At 47.1% G+C, this 21,944-nt stretch carries 22 protein-coding genes and 1 riboswitch; of the genes, 5 read left to right on the top strand and 17 right to left on the bottom strand.

The window, feature by feature from the left end; translation table 11 throughout:
- From HY200_07615 to HY200_07635, 5 genes are all read right to left on the bottom strand, one after another.
- Positions 1–3,270: Ig-like domain-containing protein (locus HY200_07615; protein ID MBI3594810.1), on the bottom strand; the 3,270-nt coding region annotated here is incomplete at its 3' end.
- A 149-nt stretch (positions 3,271–3,419) separates the two neighbouring features.
- A riboswitch (cyclic di-GMP riboswitch) is annotated at positions 3,420–3,499 on the bottom strand.
- A gap of 259 nt (positions 3,500–3,758) precedes the next feature.
- Positions 3,759–4,346 (bottom strand): MarC family protein, encoded by a 588-nt coding sequence (locus HY200_07620; GenBank protein MBI3594811.1) that lies wholly within the window; start codon positions 4,344–4,346, stop codon positions 3,759–3,761.
- Positions 4,339–4,668 (bottom strand): co-chaperone GroES, encoded by a 330-nt coding sequence (locus tag HY200_07625; GenBank protein MBI3594812.1) that lies wholly within the window; start codon positions 4,666–4,668, stop codon positions 4,339–4,341. The genes HY200_07620 and HY200_07625 overlap by 8 nt, the downstream gene beginning before the upstream one ends.
- 31 nt (positions 4,669–4,699) lie before the next feature.
- Positions 4,700–5,680: an inorganic phosphate transporter gene (locus tag HY200_07630; GenBank protein ID MBI3594813.1), complete on the bottom strand. Its 981-nt coding sequence runs from the start codon at positions 5,678–5,680 to the stop codon at positions 4,700–4,702.
- Positions 5,680–6,294, bottom strand: coding sequence for a DUF47 domain-containing protein (locus HY200_07635; GenBank protein ID MBI3594814.1), 615 nt, complete (start codon positions 6,292–6,294; stop codon positions 5,680–5,682). The genes HY200_07630 and HY200_07635 overlap by 1 nt, the downstream gene beginning before the upstream one ends.
- Before the next feature lie 299 nt (positions 6,295–6,593).
- Between HY200_07635 and HY200_07640 the strand changes: the two genes are divergently transcribed.
- From HY200_07640 to HY200_07660, 5 genes are all read left to right on the top strand, one after another.
- On the top strand, positions 6,594–7,043 hold the full coding sequence (locus tag HY200_07640; protein MBI3594815.1) for a DUF3015 family protein: 450 nt from the start codon (positions 6,594–6,596) through the stop codon (positions 7,041–7,043).
- A gap of 64 nt (positions 7,044–7,107) precedes the next feature.
- Positions 7,108–8,979, top strand: coding sequence for a DUF4105 domain-containing protein (locus HY200_07645; GenBank protein ID MBI3594816.1), 1,872 nt, complete (start codon positions 7,108–7,110; stop codon positions 8,977–8,979).
- Positions 8,976–9,827 carry an alpha/beta hydrolase gene (locus HY200_07650; protein MBI3594817.1) on the top strand — a complete coding sequence of 284 codons (852 nt, stop codon included), beginning with the start codon at positions 8,976–8,978 and terminating at the stop codon, positions 9,825–9,827. The genes HY200_07645 and HY200_07650 overlap by 4 nt, the downstream gene beginning before the upstream one ends.
- 69 nt (positions 9,828–9,896) lie before the next feature.
- Positions 9,897–10,250: a DUF3015 family protein gene (locus HY200_07655; protein MBI3594818.1), complete on the top strand. Its 354-nt coding sequence runs from the start codon at positions 9,897–9,899 to the stop codon at positions 10,248–10,250.
- 161 nt (positions 10,251–10,411) lie between these two features.
- Positions 10,412–10,852, top strand: a complete 441-nt coding sequence (locus tag HY200_07660) for a hypothetical protein (GenBank protein ID MBI3594819.1) — start codon at positions 10,412–10,414, stop codon at positions 10,850–10,852.
- On the opposite strand, the gene HY200_07665 is transcribed toward HY200_07660, so the two are convergent.
- The 12 genes from HY200_07665 to HY200_07720 all read right to left on the bottom strand — a co-directional run bounded on the left by HY200_07665 (position 10,844) and on the right by HY200_07720 (position 21,937).
- Positions 10,844–11,014 carry a hypothetical protein gene (locus HY200_07665; GenBank protein MBI3594820.1) on the bottom strand — a complete coding sequence of 57 codons (171 nt, stop codon included), beginning with the start codon at positions 11,012–11,014 and terminating at the stop codon, positions 10,844–10,846. The genes HY200_07660 and HY200_07665 overlap by 9 nt on opposite strands.
- A complete protein-coding gene (locus HY200_07670) occupies positions 11,011–12,006 on the bottom strand; it encodes a patatin-like phospholipase family protein (GenBank protein MBI3594821.1) in 996 nt (331 codons plus the stop codon). Before HY200_07670 ends, HY200_07665 begins: the two co-directional genes overlap by 4 nt.
- A 12-nt stretch (positions 12,007–12,018) precedes the next feature.
- A complete protein-coding gene (locus HY200_07675; protein MBI3594822.1) occupies positions 12,019–12,282 on the bottom strand; it encodes a hypothetical protein in 264 nt (87 codons plus the stop codon).
- Positions 12,283–12,661: 379 nt separating this feature from the next.
- A complete protein-coding gene (locus HY200_07680) occupies positions 12,662–13,156 on the bottom strand; it encodes a type II secretion system protein (GenBank protein MBI3594823.1) in 495 nt (164 codons plus the stop codon).
- On the bottom strand, positions 13,153–15,492 hold the full coding sequence (locus HY200_07685) for a hypothetical protein (protein MBI3594824.1): 2,340 nt from the start codon (positions 15,490–15,492) through the stop codon (positions 13,153–13,155). The genes HY200_07680 and HY200_07685 overlap by 4 nt, the downstream gene beginning before the upstream one ends.
- An 11-nt stretch (positions 15,493–15,503) precedes the next feature.
- Positions 15,504–16,436, bottom strand: a complete 933-nt coding sequence (locus HY200_07690) for an NAD-dependent epimerase/dehydratase family protein (GenBank protein MBI3594825.1) — start codon at positions 16,434–16,436, stop codon at positions 15,504–15,506.
- 7 nt (positions 16,437–16,443) lie between these two features.
- Positions 16,444–17,175 (bottom strand): TlyA family RNA methyltransferase, encoded by a 732-nt coding sequence (locus HY200_07695; GenBank protein ID MBI3594826.1) that lies wholly within the window; start codon positions 17,173–17,175, stop codon positions 16,444–16,446.
- Between the two features lie 25 nt (positions 17,176–17,200).
- Positions 17,201–19,141 (bottom strand): 1-deoxy-D-xylulose-5-phosphate synthase, encoded by a 1,941-nt coding sequence (locus HY200_07700; GenBank protein MBI3594827.1) that lies wholly within the window; start codon positions 19,139–19,141, stop codon positions 17,201–17,203.
- Between the two features lies 1 nt (position 19,142).
- Positions 19,143–20,033, bottom strand: coding sequence for a polyprenyl synthetase family protein (locus tag HY200_07705; protein MBI3594828.1), 891 nt, complete (start codon positions 20,031–20,033; stop codon positions 19,143–19,145).
- A complete protein-coding gene (gene xseB / locus HY200_07710; protein ID MBI3594829.1) occupies positions 20,030–20,266 on the bottom strand; it encodes an exodeoxyribonuclease VII small subunit in 237 nt (78 codons plus the stop codon). Before xseB ends, HY200_07705 begins: the two co-directional genes overlap by 4 nt.
- Positions 20,267–20,328: 62 nt before the next feature.
- On the bottom strand, positions 20,329–21,081 hold the full coding sequence (locus HY200_07715) for an SUMF1/EgtB/PvdO family nonheme iron enzyme (protein MBI3594830.1): 753 nt from the start codon (positions 21,079–21,081) through the stop codon (positions 20,329–20,331).
- A 40-nt stretch (positions 21,082–21,121) separates the two neighbouring features.
- Complete coding sequence (locus HY200_07720; GenBank protein ID MBI3594831.1) at positions 21,122–21,937, bottom strand: SUMF1/EgtB/PvdO family nonheme iron enzyme; 816 nt, start codon at positions 21,935–21,937, stop codon at positions 21,122–21,124.
- Positions 21,938–21,944 lie beyond the last annotated feature (7 nt).

Consider the following 21,944-nt stretch of genomic DNA (forward strand, 5'->3'; position numbering starts at 1 on the left):
CGCCGGCAAACTCGCAGATTGTCCCCCTCCCGACAATGGATTGGTCACCATCACATCATATGTTCCTGCTGATAGAGAAGTATTGCTCCAATACACAGAAAGTCGGGTGCTGGAAAGATAAACAAACGGATTCACAGACGTTGCAGGCGCGGTTGACGGAACGGCAGTACCGGTCAACGTTCCGACTGAAATGGTGGCTCCAGGCGCAAAGTTAGTTCCTGTAATCGTTACATCCCCACTCAGCGTGACCCCGTAGGTCACACTGGCAGGACTCACTCCGGAAAGAGAGGGCTGGGGAGCAACGACCGTAAAAGGCGTCGCAAGGTTCGCAGCGAGACCGCCTCCCGCCACGGGATTCGTCACCGTCACCGTATAAGAATCCGGTGAAAGGGAAGTATTGCTCCAATAGACGGAAAGACGATTGCTGGAAAGATAAACAAATGGACGGGTTGCCGTGGCTGCACCCGTTGACTGTACAGATGTCCCAGACAGTGTTCCAATTGAAATAGTTGCTCCAGGCGCAAAATTCGATCCTGAAATCGTCACATCCCCGCTGAGCGTCACCCCGTAAGTTACACCGGAAGGGGTGATTCCGGAAAGTGCCGGCTGGGGAGCAATGACCGTAAAAGCCGCCGCCTTGAATACAGACAGGCCGCCTCCCGACAATGGATTGGTCACCGTCACATCGTACGACCCCGGTGAAAGGGAGTTGTTCGGCCAGTAAACGGAAAGGCTTGTGCTTGAAAGATAAACAAACGGATTGTCTGAAGTGGCAGGCACATTTGATGGGACCGTCTTTCCTGTCAGCGTTCCGATTGAAATGGTGGCCCCAGGGGCAAAATTCGACCCTGTAATCGTCACATCCCCACTCAGAGTAACCCCATAGGTCACACTGGAGGGACTCATTCCGGAAAGTGCCGGCTGGGGAGCAACGACCGTAAAAGCCGCCGCCTTGAATACAGACAGGCCGCCTCCTGCCAATGGGTTGGTCACCGTCACATCGTACGACCCCGGTGAAAGAGAAGTATTATTCCAATAGACGGAAAGTCTGCTGCTGGAAAGGTAAACAAATGGGGTGGCCGCCGTAGCAGGCGTCGTTGAATACACAGCCACCCCTGTCAGCGTTCCAACCGAAATAGTCGCTCCAGGCACAAAATTTGTCCCTAAAATTGACAAAGCAGTGCTAAGCGTTACGCCATAGGTCACTGTGGCTGGACTTATTCCAGAGAGAGTCGGCTGGGGAGCGACGACCGTAAAAGTAGCTGTCGCGCTATTAGAAAGTCCACCTCCGGTCACTGGATTCGTCACGGTGAGATCATAGGCCCCCGGAGAAAGAGAAATGTTTTCCCAATAGAGGGAAAGTCGGGTGCTGGAAAGATACACAAACGGTGTGGCCGATGAAGCTGCGGTGGTCGTGTACTGAGCCGTTCCGGTCAGCGTCCCCAGCTTAATCGTTGCCCCCGGGAGAAAATTGCTTCCTGCGATTGTCAGGGGCCGACTAGCCGTGACACCGTAGATACTGGTTGCAGGGCTCAAACTCGTTACCATCGGTTGAGCTGCCGTGATGACTGCCAAGGTGGTACTCGATGAGACACTCCCTATGGACGCAGTAATCGTCGAGGTCCCCAGTGAGACTGCGGTAGCCAGTCCGTTTGTGCCAGAAGTATTGCTGATTATCGAAAACGCCGGTTTTGACGAACTCCAGGTAACCGACTCTGTCAGATTCTGTGTGGATCCATTAGAATAGTTCCCGACGGCTGTAAATTGCTGGGTCTGCCCAATTACAATGGATGGAATCAATGGAATTACGGAAATGGAAGTCAATGAAGGAGCCGTCACGGAAAGGTTCGTGTTCCCGCTGATGGCGCCAGAAGTGGTGACCGTCATCTTGCTGGTGCCAACACTCGAACCAGTCGCAAGCCCGTTTGCGTCAATCCATGATACTAAAACGTTGTCGCTATTCCAGAAAACGGCAAGTGCGCTTAAACTCCCGGAGGTCGAAACCGGGACATTTGAATCGTTTGTTGTTCCATCTCCCAACTGACCAGAGCCGTTGTATCCCCAGCACTGTACAGTGGCATCCAATAAAATGGCGCAGGCGGTGTCGCCTCGACTAGATATTCCACGGGCCGAGTTTATTCCGCTGACTTGCACAGGAGCACTGGAATTAATATAACTTCCCTCTCCCAGCTGACCGACACCATTGTTCCCCCAGCATTGCACGTGGCCGTCGGACAGAAGAGCACAGCTGTGGTCACCCCCCGTAGAGACTTCCGTGGCGGTATTGATTGCGGAAACAGATACGGGAATAGAGGAATTGGTCTTGCTCCCGTTCCCAAGCTGGCCGTATCCATTGTATCCCCAGCATTTTACGGCGCCGCCCGACAAAAGGGCACAGGTGTGTCCACTCCCGGTGGATGCCGTACCTCCCGAGGCGATGCCGGTTGCGGTGTTAATTCCGGTAACATCAAGCGGAACGGAAGAATTCGAAGTGCTTCCGTTCCCCAATTGGCCAAACGTGTTGTCTCCCCAGCATTGAAGTGTGCCTCCTGCCAGAAGGACACAGGCGTGCCCGCTCCCGGTGGAAATTTGACTAGCCGTACTGATGCCACTGACAATCAAAGGGACAGGTGAATTCATCGCACTCCCGTTCCCCAGCTGGCCATAGGTATTGTCTCCCCAACACTTAACCGTACCCGCTGATAAGAGCGCACAACTGTAACCACCCCCGACAGATATCGCAATCGCGGTACTCATTCCGGATACAGGTACCGGAACGGCGGAATCGGTAGTGGTTCCATCTCCCAACTGGCCCGTGCCATTATTCCCCCAGCAATTAACCGAGCCATTTGATAAAAGAGCACAGGTGTGTAACCACCCGGCAGAAATTGCAATCGCGGTACTAATCCCGGAAACAGGAACCGGAACGGCGGAATCGGTGGTGGTTCCATCTCCCAACTGGCCCGTGCCATTGCTCCCCCAACACTCAACGGTACCATCCAATAAAATGACACACGTGTGCTCCGTGCCGGACGAAAGGGTCGCATGGATCAAGGATCGCGTCGTTCCATCGCTAAAAGTCCCTGTAGCGACAAATGGCTGAATCTGACCCAGCTCTATCGTCGGATTGGCCGGACTTACGGCAATAGACGATAACGTGGCGGCATGACTTGCAGCTACAGGAAGGAGAACCCACAGGCCCATGGCAAGCGTTATTCCACTCATTTTCACCAATTGACTTAGGCCGCCTCTCAATATTGACAGGTTCATAAAAATCTCCATGATTTAGACTTCGTTAAAAAGGCTTTTACAATGTCACTATTCAAAAGAAAAAGTCCGGAAATAGATCCCAATGCAAGGATTATCGAAAAAGTCATAAAAAAAGCCGAGCCCTCGAGAAGACAAAGTTCATTTGTCACCTCGGCGGCCCGGCTATCTTCAAAAAATAAGACCCGCGGCTTTGCGTCCTGCCATTTCCAGCAGTTTGCCTTGATAGAAGGTCGATCTTTTAATCTAGTATTTCAAAAATAATCTTGAATTAAGGCAACTCATGTAAATATTTTGCTCTAAATTCACTTTCCATTAAATTACAGAATTTCGTAATATTTGTCAACTATCAATTATCCCTCTTCCATAAAATAAGAGGCCCTATCCCTTAAATAGGCTAAGGAATGGTTTCTTATTAATTATTTTATTTAGTTAAATCAATAACATAGAGAAATAGGGTCAGCTAGGCAGGATTCGGGAGACTTTGACGGTTAGCTTGCCAGCAGACCCATAATGCCTCTGCGCATCATGCTGACCGCAATCGCGGCCAAAAGGAGCCCCGCTACTTTCGCCAGAGCTCGCGACCCGTTGATTCCCAACACTTTAATAATCCGATCTGCCTGGTAAAAAACCAGCCATGCAATGATCAAATTCAAAAAGATGGATAAGATAACGAGAAGCATCGGATAGGATCCTGCAAGAATCATCGCGGTGGTAAGTGTCGCAGGCCCCGCAATAATCGGCGTGCCAAGGGGAACGATCCCGATACTTTCTCCCACCGCAATCTTCTTTTCCCCCTGGCGGACCAGGTCCGTAATGGCAAAGACCAGCAGAAGAACACCTCCCGCGATCATAAAATCTTCCACTCTGATTCCGAGGATTCGAAAAACACCCTGTCCGATAATAATAAAAAAAACGGAGACGAAGAAAGCAGTCGCCACCGACTGAAGCGCAATCTTTTTTTTAAGTGGCTTCGCAAGGCTGTCGGTCAGGTTGAAATAGACGGGTAGTACGCCTAAAATGTCAATTGCGACAAAAAGCGGAATAAAGGTATAAAAGAGAGGAGCGTATCTATTCAAGATATCCGAGGACATCACTCTCTCTGATTAATAAAAATTCTTTCTTTTCGATTTCAACCTGGGAAGAACCGTATTTTTCAAAAAAGACATGCTGGCCGGGTTTCAATACCGTTTTAACATATACTTTTTCCTTTTTTTCTTTGGATTTCTTTCCCCATTTGTCATCGTCCCCCTGAAACTTTCCTTCGCCAATCGAAATGACTTTACCCGACTGAGTCTTTTCTTTAGCACTTTCAGGAAAATAAATTCCCCCTTTACTTTTTTCTTCGGTCGAATCCTGCTCGATAACAACCCAATCCTGCAATGGTCTAAATTTCATCATTTTGTCTCCTTTTATTGTGGTGTGTTTATTCTTATCTTAAAATCTTGCAAATGATCCAGGCCATCACTGCGCAGGCGGGCAATGTTAGTATCCAGGCGAAAACAATATTAATTCCCACCCCCCATTTGACCGCTGAGAGCCGTTTTGTTGCTCCGACGCCCATAATCGACGCACTAATCGTGTGGGTAGTACTGATCGGCACGCCAATATGAGAAGCAATTTCAATCACGGTCGCCGCAGACATTTCCGCGGCAAATCCATTGATCGGTTTCAGCGCAGTTAATTTCAGACCGAGAGTCCGGATGATGCGCCAGCCTCCAAAAGCCGTTCCCGCGCCCATCGTCACAGCACAAAGGACAATCACCCATACCGGCACATGGAAGTCCTTTAGGGAATAAAAACTGACCAGGGCCGCAGTGATGATTCCCATCGATTTTTGAGAATCATTGCTTCCATGGCTGAAGGCCATGTAAGAAGCGGACAAGATCTGAAGTTTTGATGTCACTCCGGTGACCTGAGAGGGCGCGCGTCGCCGAAAGGCCCAGTAAAGCCCGACCATGACTAACCAACCTATCACGAAACCCAGAAGAGGTGAAAGAAAAAGAGCAATGAGGATTTTCTTCAGCCCAACCCAGATTAAAATCTGAAAACCACCTGTCGCCACGCCCGCGCCGACCAGTCCGGCGAGTAGCGCATGGCTCGAGCTTGAAGGGATTCCAAAATACCAGGTTACCAGGTCCCAGATAATCGCGGAGGCCAGGGCAGAGATAATCGTAATCTGGGTCACTGCTTCAACGGATACTAGCCCCGATCCCACTGTTTTGGCTACCGCGGTTCCGGTAAACGCTCCGACCAGATTCATGACTGCCGCCATCGCAATGGCCATTCTTGGAGTCATGACCCGGGTCGAAATAACAGTGGCAATGGCATTGGCCGAATCATGAAACCCGTTGATAAAATCAAAAATGATGGCCAGAAAAATAACAACCAGGAGAAGATAAAAAGATTCCATCAATTATTTTTTAAAGAGATCGTTTCAAGAATATTCGAGACGTCTTCACATCGGTCAGTCGCCTCTTCTAGATTTTCATAAATCTCTTTCCACTTCATAACCCGTATGGGATCTTTTTCCTCGTCAAAAAGTTTCGCCAGCGCACCGTTGAGAACGCGATCGGCTTCGTTTTCAAGCCGGTTTATTTCTATAAAATGAGACGGATCAATTTCACCTTTTCCAAGCAGGGAAACGGTCTTCACGATTTCCTTCGTACACTCCGAAATGATTTCTGCCAGATTTCTCGCTTCAGGCGTCGCTTCCTTAATTTTAAAGATCACCATTTTATTCGCAGCGGCATCGGTTAAATCCAGCACATCATCCAAAGCACCTGCGAGAGAGTAAATATCTTCACGGTCGATCGGCGTGATGAAGGTTTTATTCAGTTTTTTGATGATTTCATGGGTGATCGTATCCCCCTGATGCTCGATTTCTTTCACCGCCTTAACTGTTTTTTCAATATCGGCCCCCGGTTCCATGACCTTGATGATCGCCATACCCCCTAAATGGATGTTTTTAGCGGATTCATTGAATAGATCAAAAAACTTTTCTTCTCTAGGCAGGATATTAAACATAGGATTTCCCCCTCGTCACGGGCAATTGCTAGATTAAATTAATTTACAAAGATAGTCTCAAAACCAAAAACAATCAAGAAATTTTAAAATAAAACTCTGACATTCCGCTTGACTTAAGCTTTGAAATTAAACCATAATTCTCCCGTAATATGTTTTGATTTCCGACCTTAATTTGAAATCATTAGAATCGGAATTAAAATGAAGTGGTCCGAAAAAAAATCTTTCAATACTAATTTAATCTATCAGGAGGGTTTATGACAAGAATCTCAGCAGTAGTGGCCTCTTTTATAGTACTATTTATGTTTTCTTCGCCCGCTTTCTCGAAGGAAATGAAAGTAGACTCAAAAGATAGTTATGGGTCCGCAGGTTGTGGTTTGGGTTCAATGCTTTTTGGAAATCAACCTGGAGCGGTTCAGGTTGTTGCAGCAACTACAAACGGTACTCTAGGCAATCAGACATTCGGCATCACGACCGGAACTTCCAACTGCGGAAAGGGAGTTATCAATACCTCAGCCAATCCCAGCATTATTCAATTTGTCGAGAATAATATGGATAATCTCGCGAAAGAGATCGCTCTCGGCCAGGGAGAATCTCTGGACACACTCGCAGAATTAATGGATATTCCGTCAGAGGGGAGATCGGCGTTCAATGAAAATCTTCAGTCCCATTACAGCTCCATTTTTCCCAATGACCATGTTGTGGTGGCGGGAGTTGTCAATAATATCATTGCGGTGACTTTGGCCAACTAATCAATCAAACAGTTAAATCGGCTTATTTTTAATGCCTAACCCATTTAGGGGATGTGGATGTTTAATGAAATCCATATCCCCTTTTTTCATACTTCTTGTGTTCTTAAGTGTTCCCGCAAAGGGAAGTGACCTCTCGGCCCTTGACCAGTTCATTAAATTATCTCAAGATAAGAGACTTTGGGATCAACGCTACTGGCAGATTCTGCTTCACTATCAACCGACTTTAGCGGGCAATAAAAGCCTGATTGATGATCCGAAATTTTTTCTTTCCCTGGTAGGGGAAAACAGTCCGGAAGACGAGCTCAGATCAACCCTCATCGCTTTCTTTACCTCGGCTGAAAAGGGAGATCTTCATCCCCGGTGCAGATTTCCTGCCCGATATGAATGGCTTAAATCGGTACTTCAATGGGAAGAATCCCTGTTCTCAAATATTTCATGTCATGAACTCAAGAAATATGAAAAAACCATGAGTCCCAAATCGGCCGTTCTCGTCTTCCCCACTTTTTTTATGAATAATCCCGCCTCGATGTTCGGACACACTCTTCTTAGAATTGATAACACTTCGGAGAGTAAACTCCTCTCTTTTTCAGCAAACTACGCCGCCTACCCGGATTCTTTCGGGTTTCTTTATCCGATTAAGGGCGTATTTGGTTTCTATAAAGGATACTTTTCAATCTTTCCTTACTACGAGACCATTCGAATGTATAACGATACGGAACAGAGAGATATGTGGGAATATCATCTCAATTTTTCTGAGGCAGAGATACAAATGATGACCTGGCATCTATGGGAACTTAAAGAGATCTATTCCTACTATTATTTCCTGGATGAAAACTGTTCTTACAATCTTCTTTATCTATTTGAGGCTGCGCGACCAACCCTTCACCTGACCGACAGAAAATGGTATTGGACTATTCCAACGGATACTTTAAGAGCCATTCTGTCAGAAGGGGTTATTGAAGATGCCGATTTCCGGCCGGCAAAAGGAACAAAAATTAGATATATAGCGTCTCTGTTAGATAATATAGGCCAGGAAAATGCCTTAAAGATTGTAGAAAAGAAACTCGATCCGACACGCGTTCCGTCGTCTACCGTACAAGAAAAAATAAAGATTTTGGACCTGGCTGTGGAAGAGATTCAATATCGATACAACAAACACCAGATGCCAAAGGAGACTTACCTCAATCTCTTTCTGTCGACCCTGAATGAGCGGAGCAAACTGGGCGTTTCCGACAAAGAATCATATAAGATTCCGGTCCCGAATCCTCCGGAATCCGGGCATCGTTCCAGCAGAATAAGCCTCAGTGAAGGTATAAGAGAAAACAGTTCTTTCGAAGAGATCCATTATCGTCCTGCCTATCACACGCTTCTTGATCCAGACGAAGGATTCGTCAAAGGATTGCAGATCGTTTTTGCCGATACGGCTGTCAGATTTTATAATGAAGGAAAAATAAAACTTGAAAGCTTTGACCTCATCGATATCGTGTCGCTCTCTCCCCGTGACCGATTTTTTAAACCGTTGTCGTACAAGGTCTCTACTGGAATCAAACAACAGATGATGGAAGCCGGAGATGACTTGATCGTCTATCAGCTCAATCCTGGAGTTGGCATGACACTTGAGAACAGTTCAATGGGTTTGGTCTATGGACTGGTGGAAATGAATCTCAATGTAAGCGAAGAATTCCGGGACCGCTATGCCTTGGGTGGGGGTCTCCAGTTTGGTGTCATCAAACAGATTAATGGAGTCTGGAAAGCCTCTCTTTCCTTGGAAGATGTCTCCTATCCGTTTAGAAATATCTTCCAGGAGAAGAAAGTCTCATTGGTTCAAACGATTAAACTGAATCCTGATCAGAGTCTCAATATATCGTACTTCTGGGATCAAGTGAGTGACATCCATCGCACCGAAGGTCAGGTTCATTGGAATATCTTTTTTTGAAATATCAAAATTCCATTTTATTGATTATGATATTCGGGTTCTCACTCTCCGGATGTAACGGAATCTTTTACCAGCCGACCCGCACCCTCCTTATCACTCCGGAACGATTACACTATTCCTTTGAAGATGTTTACTTTAAGAGTCGGGATGGAACGGAACTGAATGGCTGGTTTATCCCTGGAAGGGGACAGATTAGAGGAACCGTGGTCCAGTTTCATGGAAATGGCGCAAACATGGCGAACCACTATGGCGCGGTCTACTGGCTGCCGGACAAAGGCTTTAATGTTTTCGTATTTGATTACAGAGGTTACGGAAAATCGGCGGGGATTCCAACGCGGCAGGGAATTGCTGAAGACGGGATTGCTGCGGTTGAATATGTTCAAAGTAGATCAGACGCTTCTGATTTGCCGATCATCCTGTTTGGACAGAGCCTGGGAGGCGCAGTCGCGGTCTCAACTTTAATCCGTCAAAAATGGAATGGGATCGGCGCTGTCATCGTGGAAAGTTCATTTGCGCGGTATCGGGATATCGCCCGCGAAAAACTCGGGTCTTTCTGGCTGACATGGCCCTTTCAATGGCCGCTCTCTTTTTTGATTTCCAATGCTGATTCTCCCGCAGACTTGATTTCAAAAATCTCTCCGATACCGGTCTTGATTGTCCATGGGGATTCCGACGAGGTGATCCCTGTTCATCATTCCGAGGCTCTTTTTAAAGCCGCGCGCGAACCGAAACTGCTCTGGATTGTTCCGGGAGGACGACACATCGATGCGTTCTCACCGGAACATTTTGAAAACCGGAAAAGATTAATTGACTTCCTCGATCAAATTCCAAAAACCCAAAACCAATAATGTTGTCGTGCCTGCAAATGTTTAACTTGCGATTGATTTTATTGCACTGTTCAGATAGTATCTCCCTTGATGGAACCCCTATTAAATTATAAGGCAAGTGTTTTATTCACCTTTTTCATACCTTTATTAATCGTCAGCTCCGTTCATGCCGGTAATTTTGAAAAAGGCTTCGTCGAAAGATCTTCCTCTAGCTATAGTTTAAAGAAATTCATTTTTGAAAACATCGACAACCTTTCAAAGGAAATCGCCCTGGGTCAGGGAGAAACACTGAACATACTCGCGGAATTAATGGAAATCCCGCTGGAAGAAAGGGGCGCTTTTTTTCAAAACCTTCGGGCCCATTACGATACGATCTTCCCCTCGAAGGATGTCACTCCCGCCGAAGTTTTCAATAATATCATCGCTGTGACTTTAGCAAAATAGTATCATCCCCTCCTTTCTTCGTATTAATTCTCCTTGGATTCAATATCCAGGTCCTTTCGGACTCCAGGCTATGAACGTTTATAAAGATCCCAAGTCTCTTTTCCTGCTTCAAATACGAGATCACTTAGGATAAACTGGTTAAAACATGGGGGATTTTGAATATGTTTCGATTTTTGTTCTGGATCATTTTTTTAGCAGTCACATTCTTCGCCGGCTACTATTTCGGTGAGAGACACTCCATTCATTTTGCAAGCCATATTCCTGGCATCCCATCGGAACTCAGTAACAAGGCCTCCCATCTGGAACAGACCCTGAAAGGAATTCGACTCTGGATGGCGCTTAACGATTCAAAGGACCATTTGAATCTCGCTTCAGCGGCCCTTGAAAATAAAAACTATGGAAACGCTGTGACAGAGGTCAAAGAGGCAAAGACAAAGTTGGAAAAGGCGGAAAGTTTATCACAGGGAGAGTTGAAAAAAGAGCTTAAGCCTTTGAATAATCTGATGACAGAAACCGAAGTGAATTTGATTCAGATGAATCCGAAAGCAAAGTCTCAGGTAGAAAGCGCAAAAAAAACCCTCGACAAAATTATTTCAAAATAGGGAATCTTCTTTTCGGCGCTTGAAAAAACAACGATAGGTGGAGGTTTCATTCTTCTGAACCTGGACATAGACCAGTTCCCACCCCTCTTTTCCGATAAAGTTCAGCTGATTGGCCGTTTGAATATCGCTTAACTCTTCGACACGATATTCCCAGCCGGTCATGCTGTCTCCTCATTCATCTCTTTAATCTTTTTAAGATAGGATTCCGGTTTCTCCTGGGGTTCGGACAGGGAGGCAGGCGACCGTTTTCCTAACAGAAACTGTCTAAGCCTCTTATTGCGGATTTCTCTCTTGATCGAGTCGATCATTTTTTTTGCCGCTTCTTCTCCGGCCTTGTAGCATTCGGCTCCCCGATTAAACTCAGCCCAGTGGATATGGCCGACATCCGGGCGAATGACCACATCGGCCTGCCTCAGCTGAATCTCGCTTAAGACATTCCGGGTCATATCGCTTGAACGTAAAACGATTTCGATCCCTCTTTTCAGTTCAGAGGGTTCAAGATTATTGGACGCTTCGATAGCGATCGTAAAGGTAGCACCATTTCTTAATGCCGGTTCGATCGGTACGCGGTTGACCCAACCCCCGTCGATCAACTGCATATTACCAATTTTAACAGGAGGAAAAATACCTGGTATGGCACAACTGGCGGCGACCGCTTCCCTCATCGGACCCGTTGACAAAACAATCTCCATACCCGACAGAATATCGGCCGCAACGCAAAAAAACGGGATTTTGGTATCTTCGATCTTGATATCTTCAATCAATCCATTGAGCGTCCGTTGCAGTTCACCCGCGCTGATAAAAAAACCCCGGTTTAAAGAAATTCCGTAGAAAAGTCCCCTTTTAAAATAGGATTTCATCTGATCGAAAAAGGAAGATTTCTTAACCTGGGTAAAATTTTCTTTGAGGAATTCCAGACGTGCGTGTTTAAAAACCGGACTTTTGAGAAAGCGGATAATTTTTTCCTTGATCAGATTAGCGTCAGGCTCTGTTGCATATAACCCGCCCACAAGTGAACCAAAACTGGTCCCACAGACGAGGTCGATCGGGATTTTTTCATCTTCAAGGACCTTCAAGACCCCCAAGTGGGCAAATCCCCGCGTTCCCCCGCCGCCCAAAACGACACCAATTTTAAACGATTTTTTGGTTTCCATGCTTTGAATGGATCAAGCGGCAGTTTCTCCGGATTTAACGGCCTCTTTCCCCTCTTCTCCTTTTTTCTTTTTTGCCTTCTTATCTTTCATCCGGATAGACTCCAGTTCAATTGTCTTTTTTCTCCGCTGGGTTCTTTTCAATCTTTTCTGCCAGACCCTAAGTGTGGTGGCATCCGAACCAGATTTTTCTTTGTCTCCGGTTGCCTTTATTTTCATTTGGGCCAGTTTCTTCTTTAGGCGAGTTACTTTTTTTGTCAATTCTTCTACTTTTGGCATTTCTTTCTCCTTATTGTTAATTATATCTTATTTTGATCATTGCGTTCTATTGGGCTTGCAGCGACTAATCTTCCAGGCGCTAAAAACAAGCCGGCCGAGCGACGAGAACACCGGATCTGCCCTAATATCAACTCCAAAACGTTGAGAATGGGGCAGAGGCCAGGCCGCAGGAGCAAGGCATACGGAGCGTACACGACACGTACGTGAGTAATGCCGAGCGACGAGAACACCGCATATGCCCTATTATCAGCTCCAAAACGTTGAGAATGGGGCAGAGGCCAGGCCGCAGGAGCAAGGCATACGGAGCGTACACGACACGTACGTGAGTAATGCCGAGCGACGAGAACACCGCATATGCCCTATTATCAACGTTTTTAACCTACCAATCACGGTATTTGGTCTTGTCAATGGCCGTATTACTGCTTTTTGAATAAACGTCATACACGTCATCGCCGCACCAATTTTCTGAATCCGGTTCGTCCGAGTTACACCGTAACCCCCATTCTGCGTTCTTTGTCATGGGGTCAATCGGGATCTTCCGGAGATAACGTGTCACGGTTTCTTTCGGAGAACGGGGATTCTTAACTCCTTTGACCAGAATGTCAAGTGATTTGGGATACCCGGATTCACCAGCGATATCATTGGCAATCGTGCTTCCCTTGTAGGGTATCGTCAAGAAATCCTGATGGAACTCGTCGATCGCCTCTCTTATTGTACGAAGAGTCTGATGAAGTTCATACTCTTTTGCCCGACGTGCCGCCATTTTTGAAAAAGGGATGACCATGGAAGCCAATATCATTATAATCGAGAGGGTAACCATCAATTCCAGCAAGGTGAGGCCCGCCTCTCGTTCCCGATATCGGTTGGATCTCATTGAATCTTGATGACTCCACTCCCCATTCTTACCGGCAAAACCGCCTTTGAAGAATTCAAAAACTTTCCTTCTTTCCCAGCCACAAAAGCTTCCCCTTTTCTCTTTCCAAGAAAAGTGAGTGTGCCAATGGTTCCACTGCCGCTCTTTCCCTCAGTCTCTCCGATACGGACAAGGTGGATATTGACCTGTCCTGTGACTGCATTGACCGACGTGACAAAGGAGGTCTGTTTCCCATCGCTTTTCAAAAAACTCCCTTCAACAGCTCTTTTTAAATCAAGGAGAGCGGGATTAAAACTGAAGGCAATATCTAGCTCCGATAAATCTTTAACATCATTGACCACCAGATCAATGCTTGTTTCCTGGCCCTCAAAGACCTGACTCGAGGAGGGAACGACTTGAAACGAACCGGCGCTCCTCAGTTCCGGAGGTGCGGGCTGGAGAGCTCCCTCATCCGGGCCTTTTGCTCCACCCGGAAGCGGCGGGAGCGGTGGTGTTCCGGAAACCGGCGTTTCCCTCTTCACATCTCCGACGGTTGGGAACTCTGCAAATAGAGGCTTCGTGGAATAACTCTCTTCAGTTCCGGACCAAAACGCCTGCAATTCCTTAGACGGTGTCTCGATACCATGCAAAACACGAGGGGTGATTGTCAATAACACTTCTGTTTTGACCTTTTCGATGTCGACTCCCGTAAAGAGCACGCCTAGAAGAGGAATATCTCCGAGACCCGGAATGATGTTCTTGGTCTTTCGCTCTTCCTCACTGATCAATCCACCTATGACCCCTGTTTCTCCATCTCGAAGGCTCAAAAAGGTGTCCGCAATACGCTGATTGAATTTAAACTGCTTAACGCCCTGACCCAGATCGACCTGGTCTCCCAACGAGGAAACTTCCAGGCTCAGTTTGAGCAACACATCGTTATTCAGATGAATGGAAGGTTCTGCCGATACTTTGATGCCGGTATCTTTAAATTCGGTATTGGTAGCGGTCGTTGGGGTGATACCTGATCCGGGGGCCACGGCGTTCGAAGTTGAACTCAATAGAATCGGAACCCTCTGACCAATATTGATTTTTGCAGCCTTGCCGTCCAGAACCCTGATTTTTGGATTGGCAAGAATCTTTGCATTTGAATTCGTTTTAAGGAAGTCCACGTAAATTTTCGGAATGATAAATTGAAATACCTGGTCATTCAGGTTTTTCAACGTTGCCATATCGATCACGCCCGGGGTAAATTGCACGGTATTCCCCGATGCCGTATTTCCGCCCATGAGCGCGGTGACCCGATTATTATCAAAGGAGAGCCCATAACGGAGCAGATCGGTCCGATCCACCTCCAGAATTTCAAATTCCAGCATGACCTCCCCCGCTCTTCGATCGTTGGCTTCGATAATCTTTTCTGTCAATTTTATTTTATCAGGAGTCTCTCTGATGGTGATTGAATTAAGTTCCTCATTGATCTGGATTTTCCGGATTTCCAGCATCGTCCTCAGCATATCGGCGATCTGCTTTGCCTTGGTATTGGAGAGATAAAAGACCCGGATCATCAAATCTTGATACTGGTCAACTTTCTGTTTGGTTTTAGGGATAATCAAAATCGTATCGTCGCTGATCCGTTTCATAAAGAGCGCATTGGTCGCCAAAATCAGGTTCAACGTCTCTTTAAATGTTGCATCCTTGACAAAGATCGTCACGTTATCGTCCCGGACATCCTTATCAAAAAGGATGTTAATGCCTGCCGTTTTGGAAAGAAGCTCGAACACTTCCTTTAACCTTGCATTGTGAAACTTTAATGTGATCGGTTGGGGAGACTTTAAAGAAAGCTCTCCCCCTTCTTCCCGGGTTGCCTCTTTCAGGACATTCATTTTAACCAGTTCTTCTTTAATCAAATTGTTCTCGGGATTCAGGGCTAACGCTTTCTCCAATTCCTCGACCGCATCGTCGATGCGTCCTGCCTTCAGCATTTTTTGGGAAGAGGTGATCCGATCTTCTGATTCCTTAAACCGGGTCGCCTGGATTAGCGCGGTTTGGTACTCGATCTTTTCCTCATCAAAAGTCATCGCTCTCTTCAGCTCGGCAATCGCTTCGTCATAATTTCCGGATTTAATCAACTCTTTGCCCTTTTGAAAATGGAGTCCTCCTGCCTTTAACCGGGCTTTAACCAGCTTTTCCTTCAATCCCGCATCGTTAGGATGCTTTTTCGCTTCATCCTTATAAAGGTCATAAGCTTCATCCCATTTCTCCTGCTTGACCTTATCATCGGCAAGCCGAAGCTGAGCAGATGAGAAACAGGAAGTCAGAAAAAAGAAACTTATTAGAATGGCGGGCAAAAATTTAGTCATATTCATCCTTCTTATTTTTTTAGTAGCGTTTTAAAATGATTGACGGTTCTTTCGAGCCCGGTTTTGATTGCAATTCTAGGTTCCCAGTCGAGCGATTTGTGGATCTTGGAATAATCAAGACAACTTCTCATCTGTTCCCCTCTTTTCTCGGGTCCATGGATCTCTTTAAGGGAACACTCGGTCAGTCCCTGCAACAGCTTGTAAAGCTGATTCACCGAAGTCTCTATACCGGTACCGACATTAAATGTATCGGTTTGAACTGGTTTGGCATGCATCGCCATCATATTGGCTTCGACGACATCGTCGACATACACGTAATCCCGGGTCTGCATTCCGTTGCCATTTAAAATCGCCTGTTCGTTTCGAAGCATTTTCTGCGTAAAAATGGCCACAACGCCCGCTTCGCCATAAGGATCTTGTCTCGGACCATAAACATTGGCATATCGAAGTGACGTATAGTCGAGTCCGCAATTTTGTTTATAGTAAAACAGGTATTTTTCTCCCGAAAGCTTGCTTATACCGTAAGGACTGACTGGAGCTGTGGACTGGTTCTCGACGGCAGGTATCTGGTTCTGCTCTCCATAAACCGCTCCCCCGGACGAGGCAAATACGACATGCCGTGTCCCATATTTGACTGCGAATTGCATGAGATGAATCAATCCCAGGATATTGACCTGGGCGTCAAATAAGGGGTCTTCCACTGATCGCCGGACATCCATCTGTGCCGCATGATGATTAATCACCTCCGGCCTCTCATTTTTGATAATTCTCTCCAGCTTTGAATGAAGTATATCGCACTTGTAAAATTTTGCAGACTGATGAATATTTCTCACTTTTCCCGTAGATAAATTATCGACCACCACGACTTCATGGCCTTCCAGAATCAGACGATCAACGATATGGGACCCGATAAATCCGGCGCCGCCCGTCACAAGCACTTTCAATTTCTCACTATCCCTTTCTAAAGTGGATCAAGAATTCTTTGTTTCCTTTTTGGCCCAGGATGGGAGATTCGACAATGCCCGCAGAAGAGAGACCCAACCGAATTCCGAAATCTTTGACTTTCTGAACCGCAAGGTCATGCAGGAGAGGATCTTTGACGATTCCGCCTTTTCCAACCAACCCTTTTCCAACTTCAAATTGAGGTTTGATTAACACGATCATTTCCCCCTGAGGCTTCAGGAATCCCAAGAGATTTTCCAGGACAAGCGTCGCAGATATAAATGATAGATCCACGGTAATGAGATCTGCTTTCTCTGGAATCTCTTCTGACTTTAGATATCGTATATTGGTTCTTTCTATTCGAACGACATCCGGGTGATTAAACAGCTTCCAGGCAAGCTGCCCATAACCCACATCCACTGCATAGACTTTGACCGCCCCTTTTTGAATCAGGCAATCTGTAAAGCCGCCCGTTGAGGCTCCCGCATCCAACGCAACCTTGCCAGATACGGAAAGATTGAACGCGTTGAGAGCATGTTCCAGTTTTACCCCTCCCCGGCTGACATAGGGAGATCCTTTTTCTTTGATGACGATCTCAGGTTCCGACACCAGAGCGCCGGCCTTGTCAATCATACGTCCATTGATATAAACCGAACCTGCCATGATTAACTGCTGAGCTTTTTCCCTGCTCGCCACAAAGTTTTTTTCGACCAGATAAAGGTCGAGCCTTTTTTTTGACATGGCGGAAGAGGTCACAATGCGTCATTCAAGAACGAATGGGGTGATACTGCACGACGGTCTCGACACTCTCCTTTTCAGAAAAGGAGGCCCGACCCCTTTTTTTATCAAGGACTCTTTCAATTTGTGCCGTGATGCCCCCCGCATGGAGGCCGATGCTTTCGCGAAGGAGTTTCTGCGACCCCTGCTCGATAAATTGGTCAGGGATTCCCATCTGAATGACCTGCACGCTCAGCTCTTCCCCCTGCAACAATTCCAGGACTCTTGATCCGAATCCTCCGGACAAGACATTTTCTTCAACCGTGACGAGGAAGGAGCACTTTTTCGCAATTTCGATAATTCTATCCCGGTCAAGCGGCTTGATAAATCTGGCATTAAATACACCTGTCGAAATCCCTTTTTTGGCAAGCTCTTCCCGGGCCAAAATTGCCTCCCGGACCATCGATCCGACCGCCAGAATAAAGACATCCGTACCTTCAGCTATAATCTCCCCTTTACCTATCGGAAGAGGCGCAATTTCTGCATCCAGCTGGACTCCCGAAACTTCTCCGCGGGGATACCGGACAGCAGAGGGACCCTCAACGGTTAATCCCGTCTTAATCATCATTCGAAGCTCATTTTCATCTTTTGGCGCCATCACAACCATGCCGGGAATTGCCGAAAGATAAGAAAGATCATAAACACCATGATGGGTGGCGCCATCTTCGCCGACCAGGCCGGCCCGGTCAAGACAAAACAACACGGGGAGGTTCTGAATGGAAATGTCATGGATAATCTGATCGTAGGCTCGCTGCAAGAATGTCGAATAGATTGCCACAACCGGTCGAAGGCCCTCAGCGGCCAATCCACCCGCAAACGTAACCGCGTGCTGTTCGGCAATCCCGACGTCGTACACTCGCGATGGAAAATCTTTCTGAAATAAGGACAAACCGGTTCCTTCCGGCATCGCTGCAGTAATTGCAATAATTCGCGGGTCCTCCTTGGCAAGCCGGATTACTGTTTCAGCAAAAATTTTTGTATAAGAAGGAACCATCGATTTTTTTTTCGGCTCGCCGGTCGCCACATGGAATGCCGAAGTGCCATGAAACGCCGCCTGGTCATTTTCCGCAGGGAGATATCCCTTCCCCTTCTTGGTAATGAGATGAACAAGAAAAGGACCTGAAAGTTTCTTAATGTTCTCGAGTGTCACCAGTATGTGATCCAACCGGTGGCCGTCAATCGGTCCGATATAGTGGAACCCAAGTTCTTCAAATATGATTCCATGTCCGATCAGACCCTTCATTCCTTCTTCAGCCATTTTTGCAACTTTGAACATCGGCTCGCCAATCTTGGGAATATTTTTCAAAAGAATCTCTGTCTCTTTTTTAATCGTTGTAAACACTTTCCCGGTCATGAGCCGGTTCAAATAGGCAGAAATTGCTCCGACGTTTTTTGAGATCGACATTTCGTTGTCATTTAATACTACGATCATATCTTTGCGCAAGGCTCCGGCATGATTTAGCCCTTCCAGCGCAATTCCGGAAGTTAAAGCTCCGTCGCCCACCACTGCGATGACCTTATGCTTCAACCCTCTCTGGTCTCTTGCCTCCACCATTCCCAACGCAGCAGAAATGGCCGTTCCCGCATGACCCACACCGAAAGTATCATAGGGACTCTCGTCTCTTTTTGGAAATCCGCTGATTCCCTGGTACTGTCGAAGCGTTTGGAAGCTGTTATTCCTTCCCGTCAGAATTTTGTGGGGATAAGCCTGATGACCCACATCCCAGACAATGCGGTCGTTGGGTGTGTCAAAAAGGTAATGGAGTGCCAAGGTCAGTTCGACCGCTCCGAGTCCGGCGCCTAAATGACCGCCTGTCGTGGAAACCACTTCGATGATCCTTTTCCGGATCTCTTCAGCGACAAGAGGGAGCTGATCAACCGGCATCTTTCGCAAATCCAAAGGAGACGAAATCTTGTCTAAAAGTTTCATCCTAGTTTTTCCTTTCAATGCAATAATTGGCAATTTCCCGAAGGGGATTTGCGCGACTGTCAAACAAATTGAGTGCTTGTAAGGCCTCGTCGATCAGACTGACCTGAAGGTTTTGGGCACCGTCGAGACCGATCAGATCGGGATAGGTCTTCTTGAGAGCTGTCCTGTCCTTACCCACGCTCTTCCCCAGAAGTTCCCGACTGCCGACCACATCCAGAATGTCGTCCTTAATTTGAAACGCCAATCCCACTTTTTGGCCATAGATCCTTAAAGCTTCCATCTGGCGATTTTCGGCCCCGCCGATTCTTGCTCCTGTTGAAACAGAAGCTTTGATCAGGGCGCCCGTTTTACAGCGATGCAGCATTTCAATCATTTCCAGAGTCACATCAGTTCTTCCTTCGAGCGCCAGATCAAAAACTTGACCGCCGACCATTCCCCGGCTTCCGGCAGCCTCGCTCAGTTCTTCTATGACCTGAAGCGAAATCCGGGGATTTTCAACCGAATAGCGCGACGAAGAGAGAAGATAAAAAGCTTCCGTCAACAAAGCATCTCCGGTTAAAATCGCGATGGCTTCCCCAAATTTTTTATGGACCGTCAGCTGTCCTCTTCGAAAATCATCATTATCCATCGCAGGGAGGTCATCGTGAACCAGGGAATAGGTATGTATCAGTTCGATTGCACACGCGAGAGGAAGTATCCGATCGTCATCGCCTCCTACTGTTTCAAACGACGCGATCGCCAGAATCGGTCTGAGGCGTTTTCCGCCGGCAAACAACGTATAATAGATCGCTTCATGCAATTGTTCCGGGAACCTGTTTTGCGGGGGAAGAAGTTCTCTCAGGGATCGGTCAATTTTATTCCGGCAGGACTCAAGATACTGATTAAAATTCACTCTTGGGCATCCGCGATTTGAAATGGCGCTGTTTGTTTTTCGCCATCTTTATTTTGAATCAGGATTTCCACTTTTCGATCCGCCTCTTCAAGATGTTTCATACAGATCTTCGAAAGGGTAACCCCTTCTTCAAACGAGGCCATGGCTTTATCCAATGGAAGGTCCCCTTTTTCAAGGCTCTTGACAATCTCTTCAAGCCTCGACATCGCCTCTTCAAACTTCAAATTACTCATACTTTTCCCATTGTATATTGCAAACTCATTATACTAAATCGCGAGCGAGAATCAAGCAGAAGCTAACGGGCGCTTTTCGCGCAACGGACTCCGAAATCAGGCTGTGCCAACGTCGGAATCACGGGAAATCGATGTGTCGTTCTCGAAAATGGATTGGCCGATTCCGTCCAGGTGCCACCGCGGAGAATCTTGAATTTTTGGCCGAATGAATCTCTTTTCAACGCGTTTCCCGGATACGGCTCATACCAACTCGAAGTCCATTCCATAACGTTTCCACCCATGTCATAGACCCCATACGGAGAGCGATCGATCGGGAAAAGTCCGGGAGCAACAATTTTGCCTAATTTGGATTCAATGGTATTGGTGATTCCCCTGGAAAATTCGTTTCCCCAAGGCCATTTTCTGGCGTCAGTCCCGCGAGCGGCTTTTTCCCATTCCGATTCGGTTGGAAGCCGTTTTCCCCTCCAGTTGCAATAAGCCTCCGCATCCACTGAAGAGATATCGCTAACTGCTTCATATTCTTCTACGGTCTGCCCGGAAGAGGACGACCATAAAGAAGGCTCACTATAGTGCTTCTTCTTTACAAACTCCCGGTATTCCGAGACCGTGCTTTCATATTGATCTATGTAGAACGCCTTTAGGTATAGGGTGTGTCTGGGAACCTGGTCCACCCCGACTTCTATGCCAAGCAAACCATCTTCCTGAGAAGCGCCCATCACGAAATTCCCGGCTGGAACAAGGACCATCCCCTTCGGCGGAGCCTCGCCAGAACGTACCGAATAACACCCCCCCAGCAGGAGAAGCCAGAACATCAAGATCTTGCTCCTCATACCTAACGTCTCACCTCTTATACCGCTATCGGGCATCCCGTACACACCGGATTCCGATTGAACGGTGCCGTTTGCTCGGTTTCACGGCATAGCTTCTGTGGCTTGTCCGGCTAAAGGGGTGGGCAGGCAGACTCCAGGCTCCTCCCCTCACCACTTTCAAACTTTCACCAAACGCTTCTCTCTTCAGTGAATTGCCAGGATACGGTTTATACCAGGAAGAGGTCCACTCTGCTATATTCCCGCACATTTCCATGACACCGTAAGGAGAGGCCCCCGATGGCAGACTTCCCACAGGAAGCGTCCAGCTTAAATGGCTGTCATCCGTGTTACATTTCTTTTTGTCAAACTGATTTCCCCATGGCCATTTCCTGGCGTCGGTTCCACGAGCGGCCTTTTCCCATTCCGCTTCCGTCGGAATTCTCTTTCGTCTCCAGGTACAATAGGAAGCCGCATCTTCATAATCGACGTAGCTGACCGGGTATTTTTCCTGATCTTTGCTCGGATGTCCTTTTTCCCACCGATAATAAAGAGGGAATCGGGGTTCGGACGGTATTCGATGTCCCGTGGCCTGAACGAAAAGATCGTATTGCTGATTTGTGACTTCATAGCGGTCGATTTCAAACGCGGGAAGATTGACCTGATGGCGAGGAATTTCATCCACGCCGACATCAATCCCAATGACGCCATCCTGTTCATCACTCCCCATGATAAAGGGTCCGGCAGGTATATAAACCATTTCAGAATCTTCTTTTTCTCCCCGGAGGGGATGACGGGTCAGCAGGAGAATGGCCGTTGAGAGGGTCACAATCAATAGAAAGGCGTTTCGCTTGCGCAAGGGCATCGGGTTA

It is taken from the genome of Nitrospirota bacterium (genome assembly GCA_016194305.1).
In the GTDB taxonomy this organism is placed as follows: domain Bacteria; phylum Nitrospirota; class Nitrospiria; order JACQBW01; family JACQBW01; genus JACQBW01.